16 protein-coding genes and 1 pseudogene are annotated in these 20238 nt (G+C 64.1%); 3 read left to right on the top strand and 14 right to left on the bottom strand.

All coding sequences use genetic code 11. The features are described from left to right. Positions 1 to 78: 78 nt before the first annotated feature. The 4 genes from QNO18_RS09930 to yajC form a co-directional block, all read right to left on the bottom strand. Positions 79 to 435, bottom strand: coding sequence for an Mth938-like domain-containing protein (locus tag QNO18_RS09930; RefSeq protein WP_198836465.1), 357 nt, complete (start codon positions 433 to 435; stop codon positions 79 to 81). Positions 436 to 459: 24 nt separating this feature from the next. After that, positions 460 to 1434 (bottom strand): protein translocase subunit SecF, encoded by a 975-nt coding sequence (gene secF / locus QNO18_RS09925; RefSeq protein WP_283177536.1) that lies wholly within the window; start codon positions 1432 to 1434, stop codon positions 460 to 462. Positions 1435 to 1449: 15 nt separating this feature from the next. Continuing rightward, positions 1450 to 3117 carry a protein translocase subunit SecD gene (gene secD / locus QNO18_RS09920; RefSeq protein ID WP_283177535.1) on the bottom strand — a complete coding sequence of 556 codons (1668 nt, stop codon included), beginning with the start codon at positions 3115 to 3117 and terminating at the stop codon, positions 1450 to 1452. A 92-nt stretch (positions 3118 to 3209) separates the two neighbouring features. Beyond that, positions 3210 to 3536, bottom strand: coding sequence for a preprotein translocase subunit YajC (yajC, locus tag QNO18_RS09915; protein ID WP_092896554.1), 327 nt, complete (start codon positions 3534 to 3536; stop codon positions 3210 to 3212). Positions 3537 to 3920: 384 nt separating this feature from the next. On the opposite strand from yajC, the gene serS reads away from it, so the two are divergent. Beyond that, positions 3921 to 5213 carry a serine--tRNA ligase gene (serS, locus tag QNO18_RS09910; protein ID WP_283177534.1) on the top strand — a complete coding sequence of 431 codons (1293 nt, stop codon included), beginning with the start codon at positions 3921 to 3923 and terminating at the stop codon, positions 5211 to 5213. A gap of 139 nt (positions 5214 to 5352) precedes the next feature. Here serS and der read toward each other — a convergent pair whose 3' ends face one another. From der to QNO18_RS09885, 5 genes are all read right to left on the bottom strand, one after another. After that, positions 5353 to 6831: a ribosome biogenesis GTPase Der gene (der, locus tag QNO18_RS09905; RefSeq protein WP_283177533.1), complete on the bottom strand. Its 1479-nt coding sequence runs from the start codon at positions 6829 to 6831 to the stop codon at positions 5353 to 5355. Between the two features lie 43 nt (positions 6832 to 6874). Beyond that, positions 6875 to 8203, bottom strand: coding sequence for a PQQ-binding-like beta-propeller repeat protein (locus tag QNO18_RS09900; RefSeq protein WP_283178776.1), 1329 nt, complete (start codon positions 8201 to 8203; stop codon positions 6875 to 6877). Positions 8204 to 8286: 83 nt separating this feature from the next. Next, positions 8287 to 8997: a hypothetical protein gene (locus QNO18_RS09895; RefSeq protein ID WP_283177532.1), complete on the bottom strand. Its 711-nt coding sequence runs from the start codon at positions 8995 to 8997 to the stop codon at positions 8287 to 8289. Positions 8998 to 9153: 156 nt separating this feature from the next. Next, positions 9154 to 12561 (bottom strand): caspase family protein, encoded by a 3408-nt coding sequence (locus QNO18_RS09890; RefSeq protein ID WP_283177531.1) that lies wholly within the window; start codon positions 12559 to 12561, stop codon positions 9154 to 9156. A 234-nt stretch (positions 12562 to 12795) separates the two neighbouring features. Beyond that, positions 12796 to 14628: an ABC transporter ATP-binding protein/permease gene (locus QNO18_RS09885; protein WP_283177530.1), complete on the bottom strand. Its 1833-nt coding sequence runs from the start codon at positions 14626 to 14628 to the stop codon at positions 12796 to 12798. A gap of 114 nt (positions 14629 to 14742) precedes the next feature. Between QNO18_RS09885 and QNO18_RS09880 the strand changes: the two genes are divergently transcribed. Beyond that, entirely contained in the window at positions 14743 to 15366 is a 624-nt protein-coding gene (locus QNO18_RS09880) for a metalloregulator ArsR/SmtB family transcription factor (protein WP_283177529.1), read from the top strand. Here the strand turns inward: QNO18_RS09880 and QNO18_RS09875 are convergent. Beyond that, a pseudogene (locus tag QNO18_RS09875) lies at positions 15347 to 15508 on the bottom strand (LysM peptidoglycan-binding domain-containing protein); the annotation flags it as partial. The gene QNO18_RS09880 and the pseudogene QNO18_RS09875 sit on opposite strands and share 20 nt — an antisense overlap. Further along, positions 15499 to 16833 (bottom strand): hypothetical protein, encoded by a 1335-nt coding sequence (locus QNO18_RS09870; protein ID WP_283177528.1) that lies wholly within the window; start codon positions 16831 to 16833, stop codon positions 15499 to 15501. The gene QNO18_RS09870 and the pseudogene QNO18_RS09875, both read right to left, overlap by 10 nt. A 168-nt stretch (positions 16834 to 17001) precedes the next feature. On the opposite strand from QNO18_RS09870, the gene QNO18_RS09865 reads away from it, so the two are divergent. Then, positions 17002 to 17568, top strand: coding sequence for a TIGR00730 family Rossman fold protein (locus QNO18_RS09865; RefSeq protein WP_283177527.1), 567 nt, complete (start codon positions 17002 to 17004; stop codon positions 17566 to 17568). Between the two features lie 73 nt (positions 17569 to 17641). On the opposite strand, the gene QNO18_RS09860 is transcribed toward QNO18_RS09865, so the two are convergent. From QNO18_RS09860 to QNO18_RS09850, 3 genes are all read right to left on the bottom strand, one after another. Then, on the bottom strand, positions 17642 to 18706 hold the full coding sequence (locus QNO18_RS09860) for a TraB/GumN family protein (protein WP_283177526.1): 1065 nt from the start codon (positions 18704 to 18706) through the stop codon (positions 17642 to 17644). A gap of 235 nt (positions 18707 to 18941) precedes the next feature. Beyond that, a complete protein-coding gene (locus QNO18_RS09855; RefSeq protein ID WP_283177525.1) occupies positions 18942 to 19541 on the bottom strand; it encodes a superoxide dismutase in 600 nt (199 codons plus the stop codon). Positions 19542 to 19685: 144 nt separating this feature from the next. Then, positions 19686 to 20099: a hypothetical protein gene (locus QNO18_RS09850; RefSeq protein ID WP_283177524.1), complete on the bottom strand. Its 414-nt coding sequence runs from the start codon at positions 20097 to 20099 to the stop codon at positions 19686 to 19688. Positions 20100 to 20238: the final 139 nt, after the last annotated feature.

The raw sequence follows: 20238 nt of genomic DNA, 5'->3' as shown, positions 1-20238 counted from the left end.
CTGACCTAGCCCGTTTCGTGCGCCGCGCCAATTCCTGTGAAGGAATTGGGCCGGAATTTTCCAAAATTCCGGGCTGCCTCAGCCGAGGGGCAAAAGCGCTGCCGAAATTCTGCGGCCTTCGGAGAGCAGAAGGTTATAGGTGCGGCAGGCGGCCGGCGAGGACATCGGCTCGACGCCGATCCCGGCGGCTTCCAGCGTCTCGCGCAGGGCGCGCGGCGGCCATGCGATCTCGGCGCCCATGCCCAGAAGCAGCACATCGATCCGCCCGGTCAGGTCCAGCAGGCTCGCCAGATCCTCAAGCCCGCCCCAGGGGCCGGCATCCCAGGGCGTGATCAGCGAAGGCCCGCGCAGCACATGATCATTCACCCGGAAAAAGCCGGGCCCATAGCCGTCAATCGGCCGGGCCTCGGCATAGCTGATTTCGGTCAGGCGCATGCCCGACCCATCCGCAATGCTGACTTACGCATCGACATCGGCGAATTCGCTCGATTTCTTCGGGGCTTTCGGTTTGTCACCACGATCAACACCCAGATAAAGCACGATATTCTTTGCCATATAGAGCGTCGACCAGGTTCCGAGAACCACACCCAGCGTCATCGCGAAGACAAAGCCCCGGATCACATCGCCGCCCCAGATCAGCAACACGATCAGCACCAGAAGCGTCGAGGTCGCCGTCATCACGGTCCGCGACAGCGTCTCATTGGTGGTGAGGTTCATCATCTCACGCAGTGGCATCGCCTTGTATTTCGCAAGGTTCTCGCGCAGCCGGTCAAAGATCACCACGGTATCATTGACCGAATAGCCAAGAATCGTCAGCAGCGCCGCCACGATAGAAAGGTCGAACCGGATCTGGAACAGCGAGAAGATCCCCACCGTCACGATCACGTCATGCAACAGCGCCGCCACCAGCCCGACCGCCATCTGCCATTCGAACCGCATCCAGATATAGACAAGGATCGCGGCCGAGCCCGCAAGGATCGCGGCAACCGCTTTCCAGATCAGCTCGCCCGAGACTTTCGGCCCGACCGATTCCACCGAAGGGAAAGTGATCGCCGGATCGACGGCCTTCAGGGCCTCTTCGATCTCCTGGATCACCTCGGGCGTCACCGCCTCTTCGCCTTCACGCGCGCCGATACGGATCTGCGCGACATGCTGATCATCGCGGAAGGACGGGTCCTTCACTTCCGAGATCGAGACATCCCCCAGCTGAAGCGCGGCCAGCGCCTCGCGATATTCCGCCACATCGACCGCTGCGGTCGATTCGGTGCGGATCGTGGTGCCCCCTTTGAAATCGACCCCGAAATTCAGCCCCATCACCGCCACGCAGATAAGCGAGGCGACAATCATCCCGATCGAAAGCGAGAAGGTGATCCACTGATGTTTGAAGAAGTCGAAATTCGTCTTTGCGGGGACGAGTTTAAGACGCCATGCCATAACCGTATCCTCCCCTTAAACCACGAGCGTTTTCGGGCGTTTGTTGTTGATATAGAGCTCGACCACCAGCCGCGTCACATAGACCGCGGTGAACATCGAAGTGATCACGCCCAGGGTGAAGGTCACCGCAAAGCCCCTGACCGGGCCCGATCCGATCCAGAACATGATGAAACCGGTCATCAGCGCGGTCACGTTTGCGTCCATAATGGCCGAGAAGGCGCGTTCAAACCCGACCTGACAGGCGCGCTGCGGGTTGGCACCGTCGCGCAACTCGTCGCGGATCCTCTCGAAGATCAGCACGTTCTGGTCAATGGCCATGCCCATGGTCAACACGATGCCCGCGATCCCGGGCAATGTCAGTGTCGCCCCGATCGCCGACAAAAGCGCCACAAGAATGATCACGTTCAGCACCAGCGCCACATTGGCGAACCAGCCGAACAGCCCGTAAGAGGCAACCACATAGATCAGCACCGCCGCCAGGCCGATGATCGCGGCCGTCTTGCCCGCCTCGATGGAATCGGCGCCGAGCTCCGGCCCGATGGTGCGTTCTTCCAGAAAATCCATCTTGGCCGGCAGGGCGCCGGCGCGCAGAAGAACCGCAAGCTCGGTGGTTTCCTCGACCGAGAAGCGGCCGGTGATGATCCCTGCCCCGCCCGAGATATGGGACTGGATCGTCGGCGCCGAAATCACCTGATTGTCGAGCACGATGGCAAAAGGTTTGCCGATATTATTGGCGGTGTAATCGCCAAAGCGACGCCCGCCTGCCGTGTCAAAGCGAAAGCTCACCGCCGGGCGCTGCATCTCATCCTGGGCCGGGCGGCTGTCGACAAGGTTCTCGCCCGAGACGACCGGCGTTTCCTCGACGATATAGTAAAGGCCGGGCTGGTCTTTCGACGGCAAGAGCATATTGCGCGGCCCCGGATTGGCACCGGCATCCGAGGTGCTGCCAACCACGGCGTTGAAGGTCAGTTTCGCGGTGGTTCCGATCAGCGATTTCAGCTCGGCGGCCGAGCCGATGCCCGGCACCTGGATCAGGATCCGGTCAGAGCCCTGGCGCAGAATGGTCGGCTCGCGGGTCCCGGCCTGGTCGACGCGGTTGCGGATGATTTCGAGGCTTTGCTGCATCGTGCGGTCATCGGTCGCGGTCTTTTCGCTCGCGGTCAACTGGATCACGATATCCGCGCCCTGCGAGGTGATGGTGATATCCGAGGCCTGCGAGCCGGTCAGCGTCATCACCGGCGAGGCGAGCTTTTGCAGCGCGGCCATGGCTTTGGCCATGTTCTCGGGGCGCGAGATGGTAATGCGCAGCGTGTCTTCCGGCGAGGGCGCGCGGCGTACTGCCCCGACATCATCGCGCACATCGCGCAGCGCATCGCGCGCTTCGGGCCAGAGCCCGTCGATCCGCGCCTTGTAGACATCCTCGACCTGGACCTGCGCCAGAAGATGCGCGCCGCCCCTGAGATCAAGCCCCAGCGGCATCAGCGCCGAAGGGGCCCAGTTCGGCCAGAGCGCCAGATCCGCCGCCTCTTCCACTGTGGCCACACCATCGGCCTTCGCGATATCGGCAGCCGCATCATTATGCCGCTCCACACGGTCGTAAAACGCATTGGGCAGCGCAGCGATGATCCCCCAGGCACATACCAGCAGGATCAGAACTCTTTTCCAGGTCTCGGTCGGCGTCATGTCAGCCTCAGAAATCACATATCATATACCGGACCGGGAGGCGGACCGGCATCAGGTGCGGCCCCGGGGAAAGCCCGGGGTTACGCGGGGTCTCAGGACGCCGCGGCTTCGGTGCGGTTCAGCACCTGGGTGATGGTCTGACGGACCACTTTGACCTTGACGCCTTCAGCGATCTCGACCTCGACCATGCCGTCTTCCTGCACTTTGACCACCTTGCCAACGATCCCGCCCTGGGTGACCACCTGGTCGCCCCGGCGCAGCGCTTCGACCATGGCGCGATGCTCTTTCATCTTCTTTTGCTGCGGGCGGATCATCAGGAAATACATGATGCCGAAGATAAGGATCAGCGGAACAAAGGAAGCGAGGGCGGAACCTGCTCCGGGCGCGGCGGCCTGGGCGAAAGCGGGGGTCACGAACATTGTGGCTATGTCTCCGGCATCTGTCGGTTGGCAGTGAGAAGGCAGGTCGCACCATCCGGCGCGCGCCCCGCCTCCCCGATCACCGGCCCATGTAAGCGGTTTTTGCCGCTTGCGCCAGAGGAACCGCACCATGACAGGCACAGGCGTGATGGCAGCCCTGTCTGGCAGCAGAAGGGGGCTGCTCGCCCCCTCGCGGCAAAGCCGCTCACCCCCCGGGATATTTATGGACAGATGAATAACCAGCGCGGATTTCATCTGTCTCTAAATATCCCCGCCGGAGGCATCCGCCCGCAGCCAGGGGCGCGCTCGTCGCCCTCTTTCCCCGCCCGCAGGCATCTGCCATAAACAGCACCGCAATTCCTGCAAGCCAGCGAGGCCAGTTCCATGCATGATATCCGCATGATCCGCGAAAACCCTGCCGCTTTTGATGCGGCGCTCTCCCGTCGCGGGTTGGCCGCTCTTTCGCCTGCATTGCTGGCGCTGGATGAGGCCCGCCGCGCGAAGATCCTCGCGGCTGAGACCGCTCAGGCAGACCAGAACCGGGCCTCGAAAGAGGTAGGCGCGGCGAAAGCGCGTGGCGATGATGCCGAATTCGAACGGCTGCGCGCTTTGGTGGCCGAGAAAAAGGCCGAGATTGCCCTCCTGACCTCGGAAGCGGAGGCCGAAGACAAAGCGCTGCGCGACCGGTTGGCCACGATCCCGAACCTGCCGCTCGCCGAAGTGCCCGACGGCGCCGACGAGACTGACAATGTCGAGATCCGTCGCTGGGGCACGCCGAAAACCTTCGATTTCACTCCGGTCGAACATTTCGAGATCGCCGGCGTGAAACCGGGCATGGATTTCGCCACCGCCGCCAAGCTCTCCGGCGCGCGCTTTGTGGTGCTGAAAGGCGCAGTCATCCGCCTGCACCGGGCGCTGGCGCAGTTCATGATCGACACGCATGTTGACGACCATGGGCTGACTGAAATGTGGACCCCGGTTCTGGTGAAATCGGACGCGATGTTCGGCACCAACCAGCTGCCGAAATTCGCCGAAGACAGCTATGAGACCACCAATGGCTGGTGGCTGATTCCGACCTCGGAGGTCACGCTCACCAACTCGGCCGCCGGCGAGATTATCGACGAGGCCGCGTTGCCGAGCCGCATGACCGCCCATACACAATGCTTCCGTTCGGAAGCCGGCTCGGCCGGCAAGGACACCACTGGCATGTTGCGCCAGCACCAGTTCGAAAAGGTCGAGATGGTGACGCTTTGCACGCCGGAAACCGCGCTGGCGGAACATGAGCGTATGACGGCACAGGCTGAGGCGATTTTGCAAAAGCTGGGCCTGCCCTATCGCACCGTCGTGCTATGCACCGGGGATATGGGCTTTGGCGCGCAGAAAACCCATGATATCGAGGTCTGGCTGCCCGGGCAGAACCGGTTTCGCGAAATCTCTTCGATCTCGACCTGTGGCCAGTTCCAGGCGCGGCGCATGAACGCACGCTACCGCCCTTCCGAAGGGGGCAAGCCCGATTTCATCGCGACGCTCAACGGCTCCGGTCTTGCGGTCGGGCGCTGCCTGATCGCGGTCCTGGAAAACGGCCAGCAGGCGGATGGCTCGGTCGAGATTCCTGAGGTGCTGCACCGCTATCTCGGTGGCAAAACCCGCATCGGCGCGGATGGGGGCCTCGTCTGAAACAGAACAGGGGCCCTCGCGAGCCCCTTGCATCCGGCGGGGATATTTAAAGACAGATGAACAGGCTCAGAGCATTTTCATCTGTCTGAAAATTCCCGGGGGTGAGCGGCAAAGCCGCGAGGGGGCTGTCCCCCCTCTTCTACTTCTTCACCTGTTTGCCCTGGTGTTTCCGCAGCCGCGACGGCGTGTGGAATTTCTTCTCACGGAACGGGTTCTGATCGCCCTGGCCGCGCAGGAAGAGGCGGATCGGCGTGCCGGGCATCTCAAAGTGATCCCGCAACCCGTTGATCAGATAGCGTTTGTAGCTCTCCGGCACCTCATCCTGCCGCGAGCATTTGATCACGAAGCCCGGCGGCCGTGTCTTGGCCTGGGTGATATAGCGCATCTTGATCCGATGCCCGCCCGGCGCGGGCGGCGGGTGTGCTTCGGTCATGGCCGAGAGCCAGGAGTTCAGCCGCGCCGTCGCCACCCTCCGGTTCCAGACCGCATGGGCGCGCAGGATCGCGTCATGAAGACGGTCCATGCCGCGCCCGGTCTTGCCGGAAATCGTCACCAAAGGCGCGCCGCGCAGCTGCGGCAGCAGCCGCTCGAACATCTCTTTCAGCTCGGCCAGCTTGTCCTGGCGCTCCGTCTCCAGATCCCATTTATTGATCGCCACCACGACCGCCCTGCCCTCAGTCTCGGCAAAGTCGGCAATCCGCAGGTCCTGGGTTTCAAACGGGATCTCATTGTCGAGGAGCACCACCACGACCTCGGCGAACCGCACCGCGCGCAATCCGTCCGAGACGGAGAGCTTTTCAAGCTTTTCGACCACCCGCGCCTTTTTGCGCATGCCGGCCGTGTCCCAGATCCGGATCGGCGTGCCCAGCCAGTCGGTCTTGATCGAGATCGCATCGCGGGTGATCCCGGCCTCGGGGCCGGTCAGCATCCGGTCCTCGCCAAGGATCTTGTTCACCAGCGTCGACTTGCCCGCATTCGGGCGCCCGATCACCGCGATCTGCAGCGGTTTCGCCGCCGAGGGCCGCCAGCTCTCATCGGCGCCTTCGTCATCGCTGTCGAGCTCGCTGTCTTCGGGCAGGTCGAGATCGGTTTGCGGCGTGATCTCGGCCTCGCGTTCCGCGAATTCGGCCTCAAAGGGGCGCAGGATGTGATAGAGATCATCCATGCCCTCGCCATGTTCGGCGGACATGCGGACCGGCTCGCCAAGGCCCAGCGAATAGGCTTCCAGCGCGCCGGAATCGCCGGCCTTGCCCTCGGCCTTGTTGACGCCAAGGATCACGCGGGCATTTTTCTTCCGGAGAATCTCGGCAAAGGTTTCATCAGTCGCCGTGACCCCTGCCCGTCCGTCAATCACGAAAAGGCAGACATCGGCCATCTCGACCGCGCGTTCGGTCAGGCGGCGCATCCGGCCCTGAAGGCTGTCATCGGTGACCTCCTCAAGCCCCGCCGTATCGATCACGGTAAAGCGCAGATCAAACAGCTTTGCATCGCCCTCGCGCAGATCGCGCGTGACGCCCGGCTGGTCGTCGACCAGCGCAAGCTTGCGGCCCACCAGCCGGTTGAACAGCGTGGATTTGCCCACATTCGGGCGGCCAACAATGGCGAGGGTGAAGCTCATGACACGGTTCTCCTGAAGCTCGCCCTGTTACACGGCAATCGCCTCAGCGGAAAGCCAGAAGTTGACCGCTGTTCGAGACCACGTACAGCGTGCCGCCCGCGACCGCCGGCTGTGTGGCCGCACCGCCGGGGATCTCGACAGTCGCGACAAGCGCGCCATCGACCGGCGAGAAGCCGCGCAACACGCCATCCGACGAGGCCACCCAGATCCGGCCACCGGCCAGAACCGGACCGTAATGGGCGGTGATCGCCTTGTGCTTTTTCACTTTCTCGGCGGTGAAATAGGGCAATGCCACCGCCCAGATCACGTCCCCGGTCGCGGCGTCAAGCCGCGCCAGCCGCGCCTCGTCTGAGACGATAAAGACCGAACCGCCGCCCATCGCCAGGGGCCCGAGCGCGCCTTCTTCGGTCTCCCAGATCCGCTCGCCCGAGCTGACATCCATCGCAACCGTGCGACCGGCTGCGGTGCCGGTGTAAAGTGTGCCGCCCACAAGTGCCGCGTCACCGGTCACGTCCTGCGCCTCGCCATAGGCGATGCCCGGGCGGCGCCCTGCGATGGATTTCTGCCAGATTTTCGAGCCGCCGCCGATCTTCATCACCGCCAGCAGGTCACCGGCGCCCGACGGGAAGATCACCGCGCGATCCGCAACCGTTGGCGCGGCCGAGCCCATATAACCCGCAGCGCCCGGCGTGCCGATCACCTGCCATTGCACCTTGCCGTCAGCGGCATTGATCGCCCAGGCCGAACCGTCACGCCCTGCAACATAGACCACGCCATCCGCCACCGCAGGTGCGCCCTGGATCGGGCTGTCGACGCGCTGCCGCCAGAGCATCTGGCCCGTGGCCGCATCCATGGCGATGACTTCGCCATATGCGGTCGAGGCATAGAGCCGTCCGCCATCCGCCGCGAGACCGCCGCCAGACACACGGCCACCGCGGTCGGTTGCGGGCGTCAGATTGGCCTGCCACAACAGCGCGCCACTGGTGGAAACTGCCGAGGCGACCATGGCCGCGTCGATGGTGAAAACCCGCCCCCCCGCGACAACCGGCGCGGCTGCAATGCGGTGACGGCGCGAAGAGCCCTCGCCGATCGAGGTTGCGAAAGCCAGTTGCGGCGTGGCCCGCAGCGCCGCGTGCGGGGCGTCATGGCGGACATTGCCGCCGCGCTGCGCCCAGTCGGCATTGTTTTGCTGTGCGGGCAGGCTGATCGGGGCGGAACGCGCCACGGGCCCCGCATCGCGCGACGAAGAGCCGGCCAGCACATCGCGCACATCGACCCGCTCACCGGAGAGGATCAGTTCACGTTCTCCGCAGGCACCAAGGAGTGCCAGCCCCGCCACCGCGCCCATCAGCCAGCCGATCCGCCGTTTCATGCTCACGCCCTGCCTCATCATTCCAGTTTCTCTGTTCTGCAGGCGGCGCTCTGGCCTCTCCCGCAGCACGTGGTCTGTGCCGTTTAATCGTTGCCCGATGGCGCTGCGCCGGACGCTGCCGCAGCGTCAGACGGTGCTACATCGCTCACCACTTCGGCCGGCTTGCCACCCAGCACGGTGACGATCTGCTCTGCCCTGCCGCGCAAGGCCGCGCTGGCCTCCTGATCGGTCGAGAGGCTGTTCAGCGCCGCAATCGCCGCCGTGGCATTGCCCTCTTCGATCAGCAGCCAGGCCAGCTGTTCGGACGCCAGCAACCGGTAGGGCCGGCCAGGCACCGCAATGGTCTCAAGCGCCGCACGACGCTCGGCTGCGGGCTGATCCGCGCCTGCGACAATCACCCGCCGCAGAATCGCAAGATCACGCCAGGCCGGGTCAAGGGTCTGATCGGCGATCACCTTGTCGAGCGCCGCCAGCGTGGCCAGCCTGTCTTCCTGCGGATCTGAGGCTTCGATCATATCGCGGATCACCGCCTGGGAGCCGGTCGCGGGAATCGCCGCCAGCGCCTCGCGCCGCGCTTCGGGCGAGCCGGTATCCAGTGCCTCGAGAAGCGCATCACCAAAAAGCTCGGCCCGCGCCGCATCCCGGGCCTGTGACCATTGCTGCCAGCCCGAACCGGCCACGATCACCAGGATCAGGACGCCGCCGACCCAGCCCCAGCGGCGGAAAGCCCGTGTCAGCTTTTCGCGGCGAAGTTCATCGGTGACTTCGTCAATGAAACTGTTGGTGTCGCTCACTTGCCCCAGGCCTTCCTGCCATCAGTCCTTGTTCCGCCACGTCTTACAGGGATTCCGGCAATCTTGCCAAGTCCCGCGCGCCCCTTTAGGCCCCTATCCGCCCCCATGACCTGTGCCAGGGGCCGGCCTCCGCCGCCCGCGCCTTCCCCTCCCGGGTCAGGGCACCGGCGCGGCATCCGCCCCCGTCCCTGCCCGCAAGGCCGCAAGCCTCTCGCCATAGATCTTGATCCAGTCGCGGAACGGCCCCTCCGGCAGCCGCCCCGCGGTTTCGAGCCCGTTCAAAAGCGCCACCGACTCGGTGAGATAGACCGACCCATCGCGGTAGTAGAAACTCGCGCGATACAGGCTCTGCGCCAGATCGGTCACATTATAAGGGTTTTCCGGTTCGACCCCGGCAAGCCAGCGCAGGATCGCCAGCGCCTCTTCCTCATTGCCGCGCCCGGCTTCGAGCTCCGCGAGGAAGTAGTTCGCGTCTGACAAAAAGCGCAGCGCATAGGCCAGCGCACGCTGATCGACAAGAGAGGCCGGCTTTTGCCCCGCGATCCATTTCCGCAGCGCCACCGCCGCCTCGTAATCCTGTTTTGCGGCGGTGAAATTCTCCTGTGCCATCAGCACCCGGCCCGCATTTTCCAGCGCTGTGGCGTAATCCTGGGCCGCGATCACATTCCAGGGATCAGCCGAGGACGCCGCGAATGCATAGCCCGCCGCCTCGCGATACGCCGCAAGCGCCGCCGTGAGATCACCCGAGGCTTCCAGCGCGCCTGCCAGCCGGTTGGCGGCGAACATCCGGTCCAGAAGCAAATTGGGGTCATTCGGGCGCAGCACAGCCACGCGGTCCATCCGTTCAACCGACTGGCGGGCAAGATCGATTGCGCGGGGAATATCCTGCAAAGCCAGCAGAACCTGGACCTGGATGTTCAGGCCAATGCTCAGCTCGCGCAAAAGCGAGACATCCTCGGGCCGGTCTGCGGGCGCCGCCGCCCGCACCGCCTCGCGGATCTCGCGGCTTTCATCCAGCAGCGGCAGCGCCGCCGCCGGCTCATTACTGCGCCAGAGCGCCTCGCCCATCGAGACGAGGGTAAAAGCGACATCCAGCTGATAGAGTTGCACCGTCGGCGCGGTCGCGGCCAGCCAGCGACGGATCTCGAGCGAGCGCGTGTAAAACTCGCGCGCGGTGGTCGCGTCGCCCAGTTCGCCATAAATCCGCGCCAGCCGCTCCAGCGAGATCGTCAGATCGCGTTGCGGCGGCAGGTTTTGCGGGTCGATATCGACCACCGCCTGCCGCAGGATCAGCGCCTCATTCGCCGCCTCAAGCGCCTCGTCAAGCGCGCCCTCGCCCAGATAGAGGCCGCCGATCCGCTCATAGGAAATCGACAGATCGCGCAGCCAGATCGCGTTTTGCGGGTCAAGATCGACCAGTTCACGCCGGAGCCCGAGCGCATGCTGCCAGTTCATCAGCGCAGAGCCGGTGTCACCCATCGCCAGCAGCACATCACCGATCCGCGACAGGGTGACGGCGCTGTCGCGCTTATGCACGACATTGCCCGGATCCTTCGCCTGCTGTTCGTCGCGGATCTTTTGCGCCTCCATCAGCACGGCCAGCGCCGAATCATATTGCTGCTCGCCCATCAGCATCTCGCCCAGCCGCTCATAACCAACCGCCAGATCAAGCTGGTAGCCCGCGATGCCGGGATGTCTGTTGACGAGGTCCTGGCTGATCCCGAGCGCGATGTCATAGGCCGCGCGTGCACGTTCATAATCGCCAAGCGCCGACCAGACATCGCCGAGCTTTTCCTGCGTGAACGAGACATCGCGCGCATGGGTCACGCTGTCTGGCGACAGATCATACAGCGCCAGCGCAATCTCCAGCGCCGCCTGATGCGCGGCAAGCGCGCCCTGGAAATCCGACAAGGTCAGCCGGATCGAGCCACGGCTGTTCAGGATCACCTCGCGCTCGCGACGCAGATCCTGGTCCTCGGGCCAGGCGGCTATCAGCGCGGCGGTCAGGTCATCGGCACGGGCATAGTCGGCATCGGCCTCGGCAAGGAAGCCCTGCTGCGCCTTGATCTCGCCCGATCCTTTCAGCGCCCACATCAACTGGCGGCGCCAGCCGATATCATCCGGCTCGGCGCGGGTCAGGCTGTCAAGATAATCCACCTGGCTGAGCGTGATGCTCAGCGCGGACGAGCTGTTGCCCGCAACCAGATAGAGCCAGGCAAGATCGCTGAGGGCCAGCGCATAGGCCTCTTTCGCATCACGGTCGGGCAGATCGGCGCGGACCCGGTTGTAAAGCTCGGTCGCATGGGTGAGATCGCCGATCGCCAGATCATAGCGCAGGCTGGCCCGCGCCGCATTGGCATTCAGCACATGGGTCGCCGCCTGCGACAGGGTGCGTGCCACGAGATTGTCGCGGATCGAGCTTTCCGATTTCGCATCAATCGCCGCCGCTTCGGCCATCAGCACCCGGCCTGCCTCCGAGGCCCCAAGCGCGAATTGCTCCTCGGCCTTCGTCCTGAGCTCCGAGACCCGCGGATCATCGGAGGCCAGCCGGAGCAAATCGGATTCAAAAGCCGTATAAGACCGGGCGGCCTCTTCCAGCTTGATCCGGCGCTCCCCGGCTGAAAGCTTTTCCAGATCCCCCGTCACCACCGCACGGTAAAGCGGCGCCAGCGGCATGTCATTTTGTGCCGCCACCGCCTCAACCTCACCGCGCAGGTCGGGGGTGTATTTCTCCATCGCGACCAGAAGCAGCTCGCGTTCCGGAAGGTCTCCCTCGCCCGAGAGATAGACAAGGCGCGGCAGGCCGCTTTCGATATAGGGCATCTGGCGCCCGCGCGAGCGGTCATAGACATCCTGCTGCACGAGGGTCAGAGAAAGCCGCAGCTCGGTGCCTTCGCGGCCGAAATGACGCAAAAGCGCCTCGGTGAAAGGCGAATTCTTGCCATTGCCATCAGCGGCGGTCTCGCCCGGGGCGGCGGCGAAAGCGATCAGCGCCCCATCGGCCCGCCCGATGCGCCCGAGCCCAGGCACGGTCTTTGGCGCATCACCGCTGTCATCCGCCAGAGCCACCGCGCCGCGCCCGTCCGGATCCGAGGCACCATTGCCGGCAAAAGGATCATCGCGACAGGCATCAAGCAGAAAGACTGCATTGGGCGAGATCGCCGCGAGCGTCTCCTGCACCTCGGACAAAGGCAGGGATGTGGCCGCGAGCCCGGCCGCGCTTTTCGCCTCGGCATCGACCGGCAGCAGGTAATTCACCCCGTCAATCGCCACGCCATGCCCGGCATAAAAGACCAGCGCGAGATCGGCGCCCGCACCATCCGCGCGAAAATCCTCCAGCGCCCGGCGCATCCGCCTCAGATCGCGGTCCGTCTCGGTCCAGACCTCAAACCCGAGCCCCTTGAGCATATCCTCAATCGCACGGGCATCATTCACCGGATTCGAAAGCGGGCGCAGATGGCGATAGTCCTGCGCGGCAAGCACAAGCGCCACACGCCGTTCGGCCAGAGCCGGCGCCGCGAGGCCGAATATCAGAAGGAGAACAAAGAGAAAGCGGCGCAGCATCTGGGTGATCCGGAACTCCCGCCAGTCTCACCCCGCCACGCGCCGGGGTCAAAGGGAAAATCCCCTCATCCGGATGCGGTAATCCTGACCAGGCAGGAAAGGGGGCCCTGCCCCCTCGCGGCTTCGCCGCTCACCCCCGGGATGTTTAGAGACAGATGAAAAGGGGCAGTATTATTCATCTGTCTCTCAAATATCCCCGCCGGAGGCATCCGGGCTGCAAAGCCCGGAGAAAGGTCACGCCGCCGCGTCCTCTTCTTCGGCGCGCTGCTGCGCCCACATCGCGGCATAGCGGCCACCTTTGGCCAGAAGCGCCTCATGGCGGCCCTGTTCGATCACACGGCCCGCCTCCATCACCAGGATGCAATCCGCATCCGCAATGGTCGAGAGCCGGTGTGCGATGGTGATCACCGAACGGCCCTCGCCCATCTCATGCAGGCTCTCCTGGATCGAGCGTTCGGTCTGGGTGTCAAGCGCCGAAGTGGCCTCATCGAGGATCAGGATCGGTGGATTCTTCAGGATGGTACGCGCTATGCCAACCCGTTGCTTTTCACCGCCCGAAAGCTTCAGCCCGCGCTCGCCAACGGTGGTGTCATAGCCGTCGGGCAGGCTTTCGATGAAGTCATGGATCTTTGCCGCCCGCGCCGCTGCGATGATATCAGCCTCGCTCGCATTGGCACGCCCATAGCCGATATTGTAGCGGATCGTGTCATTGAAGAGCACCGTATCCTGCGGCACGACGCCAATCACCTCATGGAGCGAGCTCTGCGTCACATCGCGGATATCCTGGCCGTCGATCCGGATCGCCCCTCCGGTCACGTCATAGAAGCGGAACAGGAGCCGCGCGATCGTCGACTTGCCCGAGCCGGAATGCCCGACCAGCGCGAGGGTCTCACCCGGGGCCACCCGCAGGCTCACGCCTTTCAGGATCTCGCGCGATGGATCGTAGGAAAAGAACACATTGTCGAAGGTGATCTCGCAGCCGTTAACCGCGACCGGCTTTGCATCGGGGGCGTCCACCACTTCAGCTGGCTGCGACAGAAGGCCAAACATCGCCCCCATATCGACCAGCGCCTGGCGGATCTCGCGGTAAACCGTGCCCAGAAAACCCAGCGGCAAGGTGATCTGGATCATATAGGCATTGACCATAACGAAATCGCCAACCGTCAGCTGCCCCTGCTGCACGCCCAAAGCCGCCATCACCATCACCGCGATCAGCCCTGCGGTGATCAGGAGCGTCTGGCCGACATTGAGGATCGAGAGCGAGAGCCCGGTCTTCACCGCCGCCGATTCGTACAGCTTCATCGCGCCGTCATAGCGCTCGGCCTCACGAGCTTCCGCGTTGAAATATTTGACGGTTTCATAGTTCAGCAGGCTGTCCACCGCCTTTTGATTGGCATCGGTATCCTGATCATTCATCTCCTGACGGATCTTCACCCGCCATTCGGTCACCGCGAAGGTGAACCAGACATAAAGTGCAATCGTCACCGCGACGACGACCGCATAGTTCACCCCGAAGGCAAAAGCGAAGATCAGCGTCACCAGCACCAGTTCAAGGATCAGCGGCCCGATCGAGAACAAGAGGAACCGCAACAGGAACTCGACGCCTTTCACACCGCGTTCGATGATCCGCGACAGGCCGCCGGTGCGGCGCGAGATATGGTAGCGCATCGACAGCCGGTGAATATGGCTGAAGGTGTCAAGCGCCAGCCGCCTCAGCGCCCCCTGCGCCACCCGCACGAAGACCGCGTCGCGCAATTCCTGGAACAACACCGCGCCAAGCCGCGCCAGCCCGTAAGCCACCACCAGCCCCACCGCGCCAAGCGCCATGATCCGCGCCGGATCCGCTGCGCCCTCTCCGGCAAGGCCATCCACTGCCAGTTTGTAAAACCAGGGTGTGATCACCGAAATCACTTTGGACACCAGCAGGAAGGCCAGCGCGATCATCACCCGGCGCCGGACCCAGAGCTGGTCTTTCGGCCACAGATGCGGCGCAACCCGCAGGATGGTCTGCCAGCCAGAGGCCGGCGCATCGGGCGATGCGGAGGGAATTGGGTCGGGAGCGGACATGGATGGCCTTCGCGAAGAGCTGCCATTGCGGGCTTTGTGTGCTGCGGCCGCAAATTCTGCGGCCGGGCGCAATGGTGGCTTGAGTTATTTCAAGGATTCATGAATAGTTGAAACATGGATCAGAGTAAAGACCCCGATCACCCAGGCACCACGGATCTGCCGGACCTGGCGCGCCCCGCAGATCTCACCGCGGTGCCTGGACCTGCGGCGTTCCGTGCGGCGCCCTCCGGCGAAGCCGGTATGGCCGCTCCCGGGATGGCCGCTCCCTTTGATCCGCTTCAGCGCGGGCAGGCCCTGCGCGCCTTCTCGGCGCTGTCACATGGCGACCGGCTTGACCTGATCCGCCTGCTGGTTCCCGCCGGACCGGACGGACTGGCTGCGGGCGAGATCGCGCGCCTGCTTGGGCTTTCGGCCTCGCGGCTGTCGTTTCACCTGTCGCAACTGGAACAGGCCGGGTTGCTGACCGCCCGCAAAGTGGCGCGGAATGTGTTCTACGCGGTTGATCCCGCCGGTGTCGGCGCCGCGATTTCGCATTTGCTGAATGATTGCTGTGCCGAGCATCCCGAAGTGATTGCCTGCTGCCAGGGCAATATGACCAGGGCCGGGCCGCCGCAAAGCGGCAAGCCCGTCGCGAACCCGCCCGTTGCGAACCCGCCCGTTGCGGATCAGACTGCCGCAAACCAGTCTGGCGCAAACCAGTCTGGCGCAAACCAGCCGGTCAACGCCCCGGAATCGTAAAGACCTGGCCGGGATAGATCAGATCCGGATCGATGATACGGTCGCGATTGGCCTCGAAAAGCTGGACATACAAGACCCCCTCGCCGAATTCCTCGCGCGCGATGGCCCAGAGCGTATGGCCAGGCTGCACCGTCACCGAAATGGCGGGCGACGCCGGCAAGGCGGTCTGTACCGGGATCCCCGGCACGGCCGGAGCGGGCGCTTCAGCACCGGCGGGCGCCGCTGAGGCAAGCGGCTGCTCTGATGTTTCCGGCAGGGCGGCTTCTGCCATGGCCAGCGCGGCAAGCTCTGCCGGTACTGCCTCGCTTGCGGCCTGAGCCCCCGGCTCCGGCTCTGGCGCCGCCGCCACGACAGCAGGGGCCGCGGCCTCTGCCGGCTGCGGCGCTGTTTCAGGCGAAAGCCCCTCGGGCCGCGTATTTTCGGGCGGCGGCGTCCCGGTGCCAGCCGCATCCACACCGCCCCCGCCAGCGTCGCAAGCGCCTCGGGTGTCTCACGGCGGAACGGGATCTCAACCCGCGACGTCACCTTGCCCTCACCATCCAGCTGATCAACCCGCAACGTGTAGAGCCCCGGCGCAATGCCCGGGATCTCTGCCTGCCAGCCGCCCGACCCTTCGACCCCGACCTCTGCCGGCCCCACCGGCTGGTCATCAAGATAGAGACGGATAAAGGCCCCGGGCGCGCCACTGCCGCCGATCTGCACGATGCCGGGCGACAGATAAGAGATGGTCTGGACAAGCACCGGGGGCACAAGATTTGTGCTCGCCGGGTTTGCGGGCTGGAGGAGCACAACCCCTTCTTCACTGATCTTCAGCGCCACCGGAGCAGCCTCTGCGCCTGCTTCCGCAATCGCAACCGGTGCGAGATCGGGAAGCTGCTCCGCCGTGGCTGCGGCGCCCGTTGCAGTTTGCGCCGCAGCAGTCTCCGCAAGCGGCACGACCGCACCAGCCACTGGCCCCATAGCGATCACCTCGGCCGACGGGATCCGCCTTCCATCCTCCAGCACCATCATCAGGCTGAGGATCGCGGGCGACGGGTTCGGCGCGAGCGTGGTCACCAGCGCGAATTCGCCGCCACGGGTCACCCGCGTCATGCCGATCTCGGCCCCGTCTATAAGAACCAGCACCTGCGCATCCGGCTCGCCGAGCCCGCCGATGGTCGCATGACCTCCCGGAGCCACCGCCCAGGTGGTGATGACCGGCGCCGCAATATCTGCGGCCCCGGAAGGCGCATCGGCGGCAGCAACAGCCCCGCCCTGCCCTGCCTGTGCGGCGCTGTCCTCAGTCTGTCCTTCCTGCGGAAGCTGTGCGACCTGCGCGGCAGGCTCTGTCCCCCCGCCCCCGCCCGTGCCTCCACCGGCCTCTGGTCGCCAGCCCGATATCACCACCCCCAGAGCAAGAGCCGCACCCGCACCCGCAACCGATACCACCGTACGCGTGCCCGCGCCCAAGTCACTCCAGGCCTTCATCCGTTCCCCTCTCCGTCACCGTCGCGCGATCCGCGCGGCCTCAGCCCCTTCCGGCCGGACAGGTTTCCCCGACGCCTCTTCGTCAGGTTTCCCATCGCATCCCGGCAGGTTATCGCCTAAAGGAAACCCCGATATCGCCCCCGCTGGCAATCGAATTCAGGAGTCCCAATGCAGCTTCCCTCAATCTGCGTCTTCTGCGGCTCGCGCCCCGGATCCAATCCCGCCCATGTCGCCACCGCCCAGAGCTTCGGGCGCGAAATCGCGGCGCAAAAATGGCGCCTCGTCTATGGCGCCGGTGATGTCGGCCTGATGGGCGAGGTCGCCCGCGCCGCCCAGGGGGCCGGCGCCACCACGCTTGGCGTGATTCCGGTGCATCTGCTGGGGCTTGAAAAAGGCAAACGCGATCTGACCACTTTTGTGATCACCGAAGACATGCATGAGCGCAAAAAGGTCATGTTCATGAATTCGGATGCGATTGTGGTGCTGCCGGGCGGCGCCGGCAGCCTCGACGAATTTTTCGAAGTGCTGACCTGGGCGCAGATCGGGCTGCATAAGAAACCGATCTTCCTGCTCGATACCGATGGCTACTGGCAGCCGCTGCTCGCGCTGATCGACCATATCATCCGCGAGGGCTTCGCCGATGCCTCGCTGAAAAGCCAGTTCAGCGCCGTCCCCGATGTGCCGGCGCTGACAGAGGCGCTCACTGCCGCGCTCCAGGCCCGCCTTACCGCCTGAGCCATTCCTCCTGATCCAGACACCCCCGCCGGAGGCATCCCCGGCGGGCCACAGTGGCCAGGAGTGACCGGGCTCAGGGCATCTCGCCCGGCAAAACCACCCGCTCCACCTGGTAGCCTGCATCGCGGATCATGCTTACCAGCCCCAGATCCCCCGGCAGATGCGAGGCCCCGACCGCAATCACCGCATTGCCCTGACCGGCCAGGCTCCGGATCTTTTCCATCCAGATCGCATTGCGCTCGACCAGCAGATAGCTCTCGGCAAGATCCACCACCTCACGCCCGCGCGCAGCCCCCAGCACCTGTTCCGCCCAGCCATCCGACCAGGCATCCATCACCCCGATCCGCCCCTCGAGATAAAGCGCGAAGCCGGTCTCCCGCAGCCCGGCAAGCGCGGAATCCGGCCCGAGATAAAGCCCGTAAAGCAGCAGCGCCGCCCGTGCCGCCGCCGCGCGTTCCGGCACCGTCAGCTCTGCGCCGAGTTCCCATGGCTCTTGCAGCCCTGCAATCCGCGCCCCCGCAAGCCAGCCGGTCTGGGCGATGAAAAAGTCCTGGGCCGGCATGAACGGGGTGAAATCCGAACAGGGGTCTGACAGCAACAGGCTGAACAGACCGGCATCGGTCATCATCGACATATAGCCCGGATCCCAGCCAAAGGTCTCAAGCCGCAGCGCGATATGGTCGAGGATCTGTGGCGGGAAATCCGCGCGGTCATCCGGCGCTGCCCCCGGGCTAATGAACATCCAGGCCTGGTCATTGGCGCGGCGGATATCGGCGCGGGTCCCGGGCTGCGGATTGAACTCCAGCGCCACAACATCAGCAGCTTCAAGCACCTCGCGCAGTTCTTGTGGCAAAGCAAGCAGGCGGCGCTCAGAGACATGATAGGTGCCCCAGAGCCAGGAGATCTGGCCGCCCGGCGCGGTGATCTTCCAGAACCGGCCAAGGCTGTTCGGCACCTCCCCGGCGATGGCAGAATAGCGCGCCTCATCCGCGACGGACAGAACCTCGGGCCAGACCCGGATCTCGCCCGTGCTACAGGCCTCACGCGTGAACCAGTCCTGAGCCGCTGCCGGTTTTGACAGCCCGGGCATTGCGCTGAGCGCCAGGCAAAGCGCTGGCACCGTCTTTCTCCACCCCATGCCGCTGCTCCTGCGCTTAGCCATTCTCCGGCGACGACTTTCGCCCCGGGCCGGCGGAAAGGGAAGACGCGTTCCGTACATGCCCGGAACATCCGCGACACGCCGGGCTGTCCCGGGTCAGGCGGCGCAAAGCCAGGATCTGGTGCACAGGATCACATGGCAAAGCCGCGCCAAAAAAAAGAAGCCCCGCCAGCGCAATGCGGCGGGGCCCCTTTTGTCATCCGTCAGGGACGGATCAGAGTTTCGCGGCGACGGCTTCCCAGTTCACCAGCTTTTCGAGGAAGTTCGACAGGTAAGCCGGGCGCTTATTGCGGAAGTCGATATAGTAGGAATGCTCCCACACGTCGCAGCCCAGAAGCGCGGTCTGACCAAAGACCAGCGGGTTCACGCCATTCTCGGTCTTGGTGACCTTGAGCGACCCGTCCTTGTCTTTCACCAGCCAGGCCCAGCCCGAACCGAACTGGCCAGCACCGGCCGCGGCGAAATCTTCCTTGAATTTTGCAACCGAGCCGAAGCTTTCGGTCAGCGCCTTTTCCAGCGCGCCGGGGATCCCGACCTGGTCCGGCCCCATGATTTCCCAGAACAGATTGTGGTTCCAGTGCTGCGAAGCATTGTTGAAGATGCCATTCTGCGCCACAGCGCCAGCCTGGTAGGTGCCGACGACGATCTCGTCGAGCGACTTCTTCTCCCATTCGGTGCCGGCAATCAGCTTGTTGCCGTTGTCGACATAGGCCTTGTGATGCAGGTCATGGTGGAATTCCAGCGTTTCCATCGACATGCCAAGCGGCTCAAGGGCGTTGTATTTATAGGGCAGATCGGGAAGATGAAACGTCATCGGACTCACTCCTGTTCGGATGGGGCGTTACGTCTGGAATAAGGGCGCATCCGCCCCGAAGGTCAAGCCCTGCGGGCAAGACAAAGCGAAACAACGCCTTACAAGGGCGCCTGATCGCGCGCCGCAAAACGCGCCGGTTTTGCCCTATGCCCTGACGCAGGGGCCGGAAACTGTGGCCGCGGGCGGGTTGCGATAGCCGTCAGCCCAGCCGGTTGCGGTCAACTGGCGCCCGCTCGCATCAAATTGCGCCTTATAGGCAAAGCGTGCGATTCTTTCGCCCAGATGCTCTGCCAGTCTGAGCTTCCAGCGCAGATCGACCTGGCCTGCGTCAATTGAAACCTTTGCCGGGATAAAGCCCTTATCTATCCCCGCAATCCCGACATCATTGACCCAAAGCTGTGTCGTTTCGGGGTCATAGGCGATCAGCAGATCCCCCGAGAAAAAGGGCGTCCGGTCGCTGATCGGTCCAAGCGTGCAACGCCAGACACCAATCTCGGCCCTGGCAAGAGAAGATGTTAAAACGAGGAGGAAAAAAGCGAGAAAGCCTAATCTCGGCATATGCGAAAGCTCCGGATCAGAAAGCAATATGCCGCGAGACTAACCGACCCTTCGCTATATGCAACTGCGGTTCCGGAAGGCAGAGACCGGGCCTCTGGCCAATGCCAAATCGCTTTTGCGATGCAGAATAACTGCAAGC

This window comes from Gemmobacter sp. 24YEA27 (assembly GCF_030052995.1).
Classification (GTDB): Bacteria; Pseudomonadota; Alphaproteobacteria; order Rhodobacterales; family Rhodobacteraceae; genus Pseudogemmobacter.
Note: the sequence above shows the minus strand (reverse complement) of the source record. Positions and strands in the feature narration are given on the sequence as shown.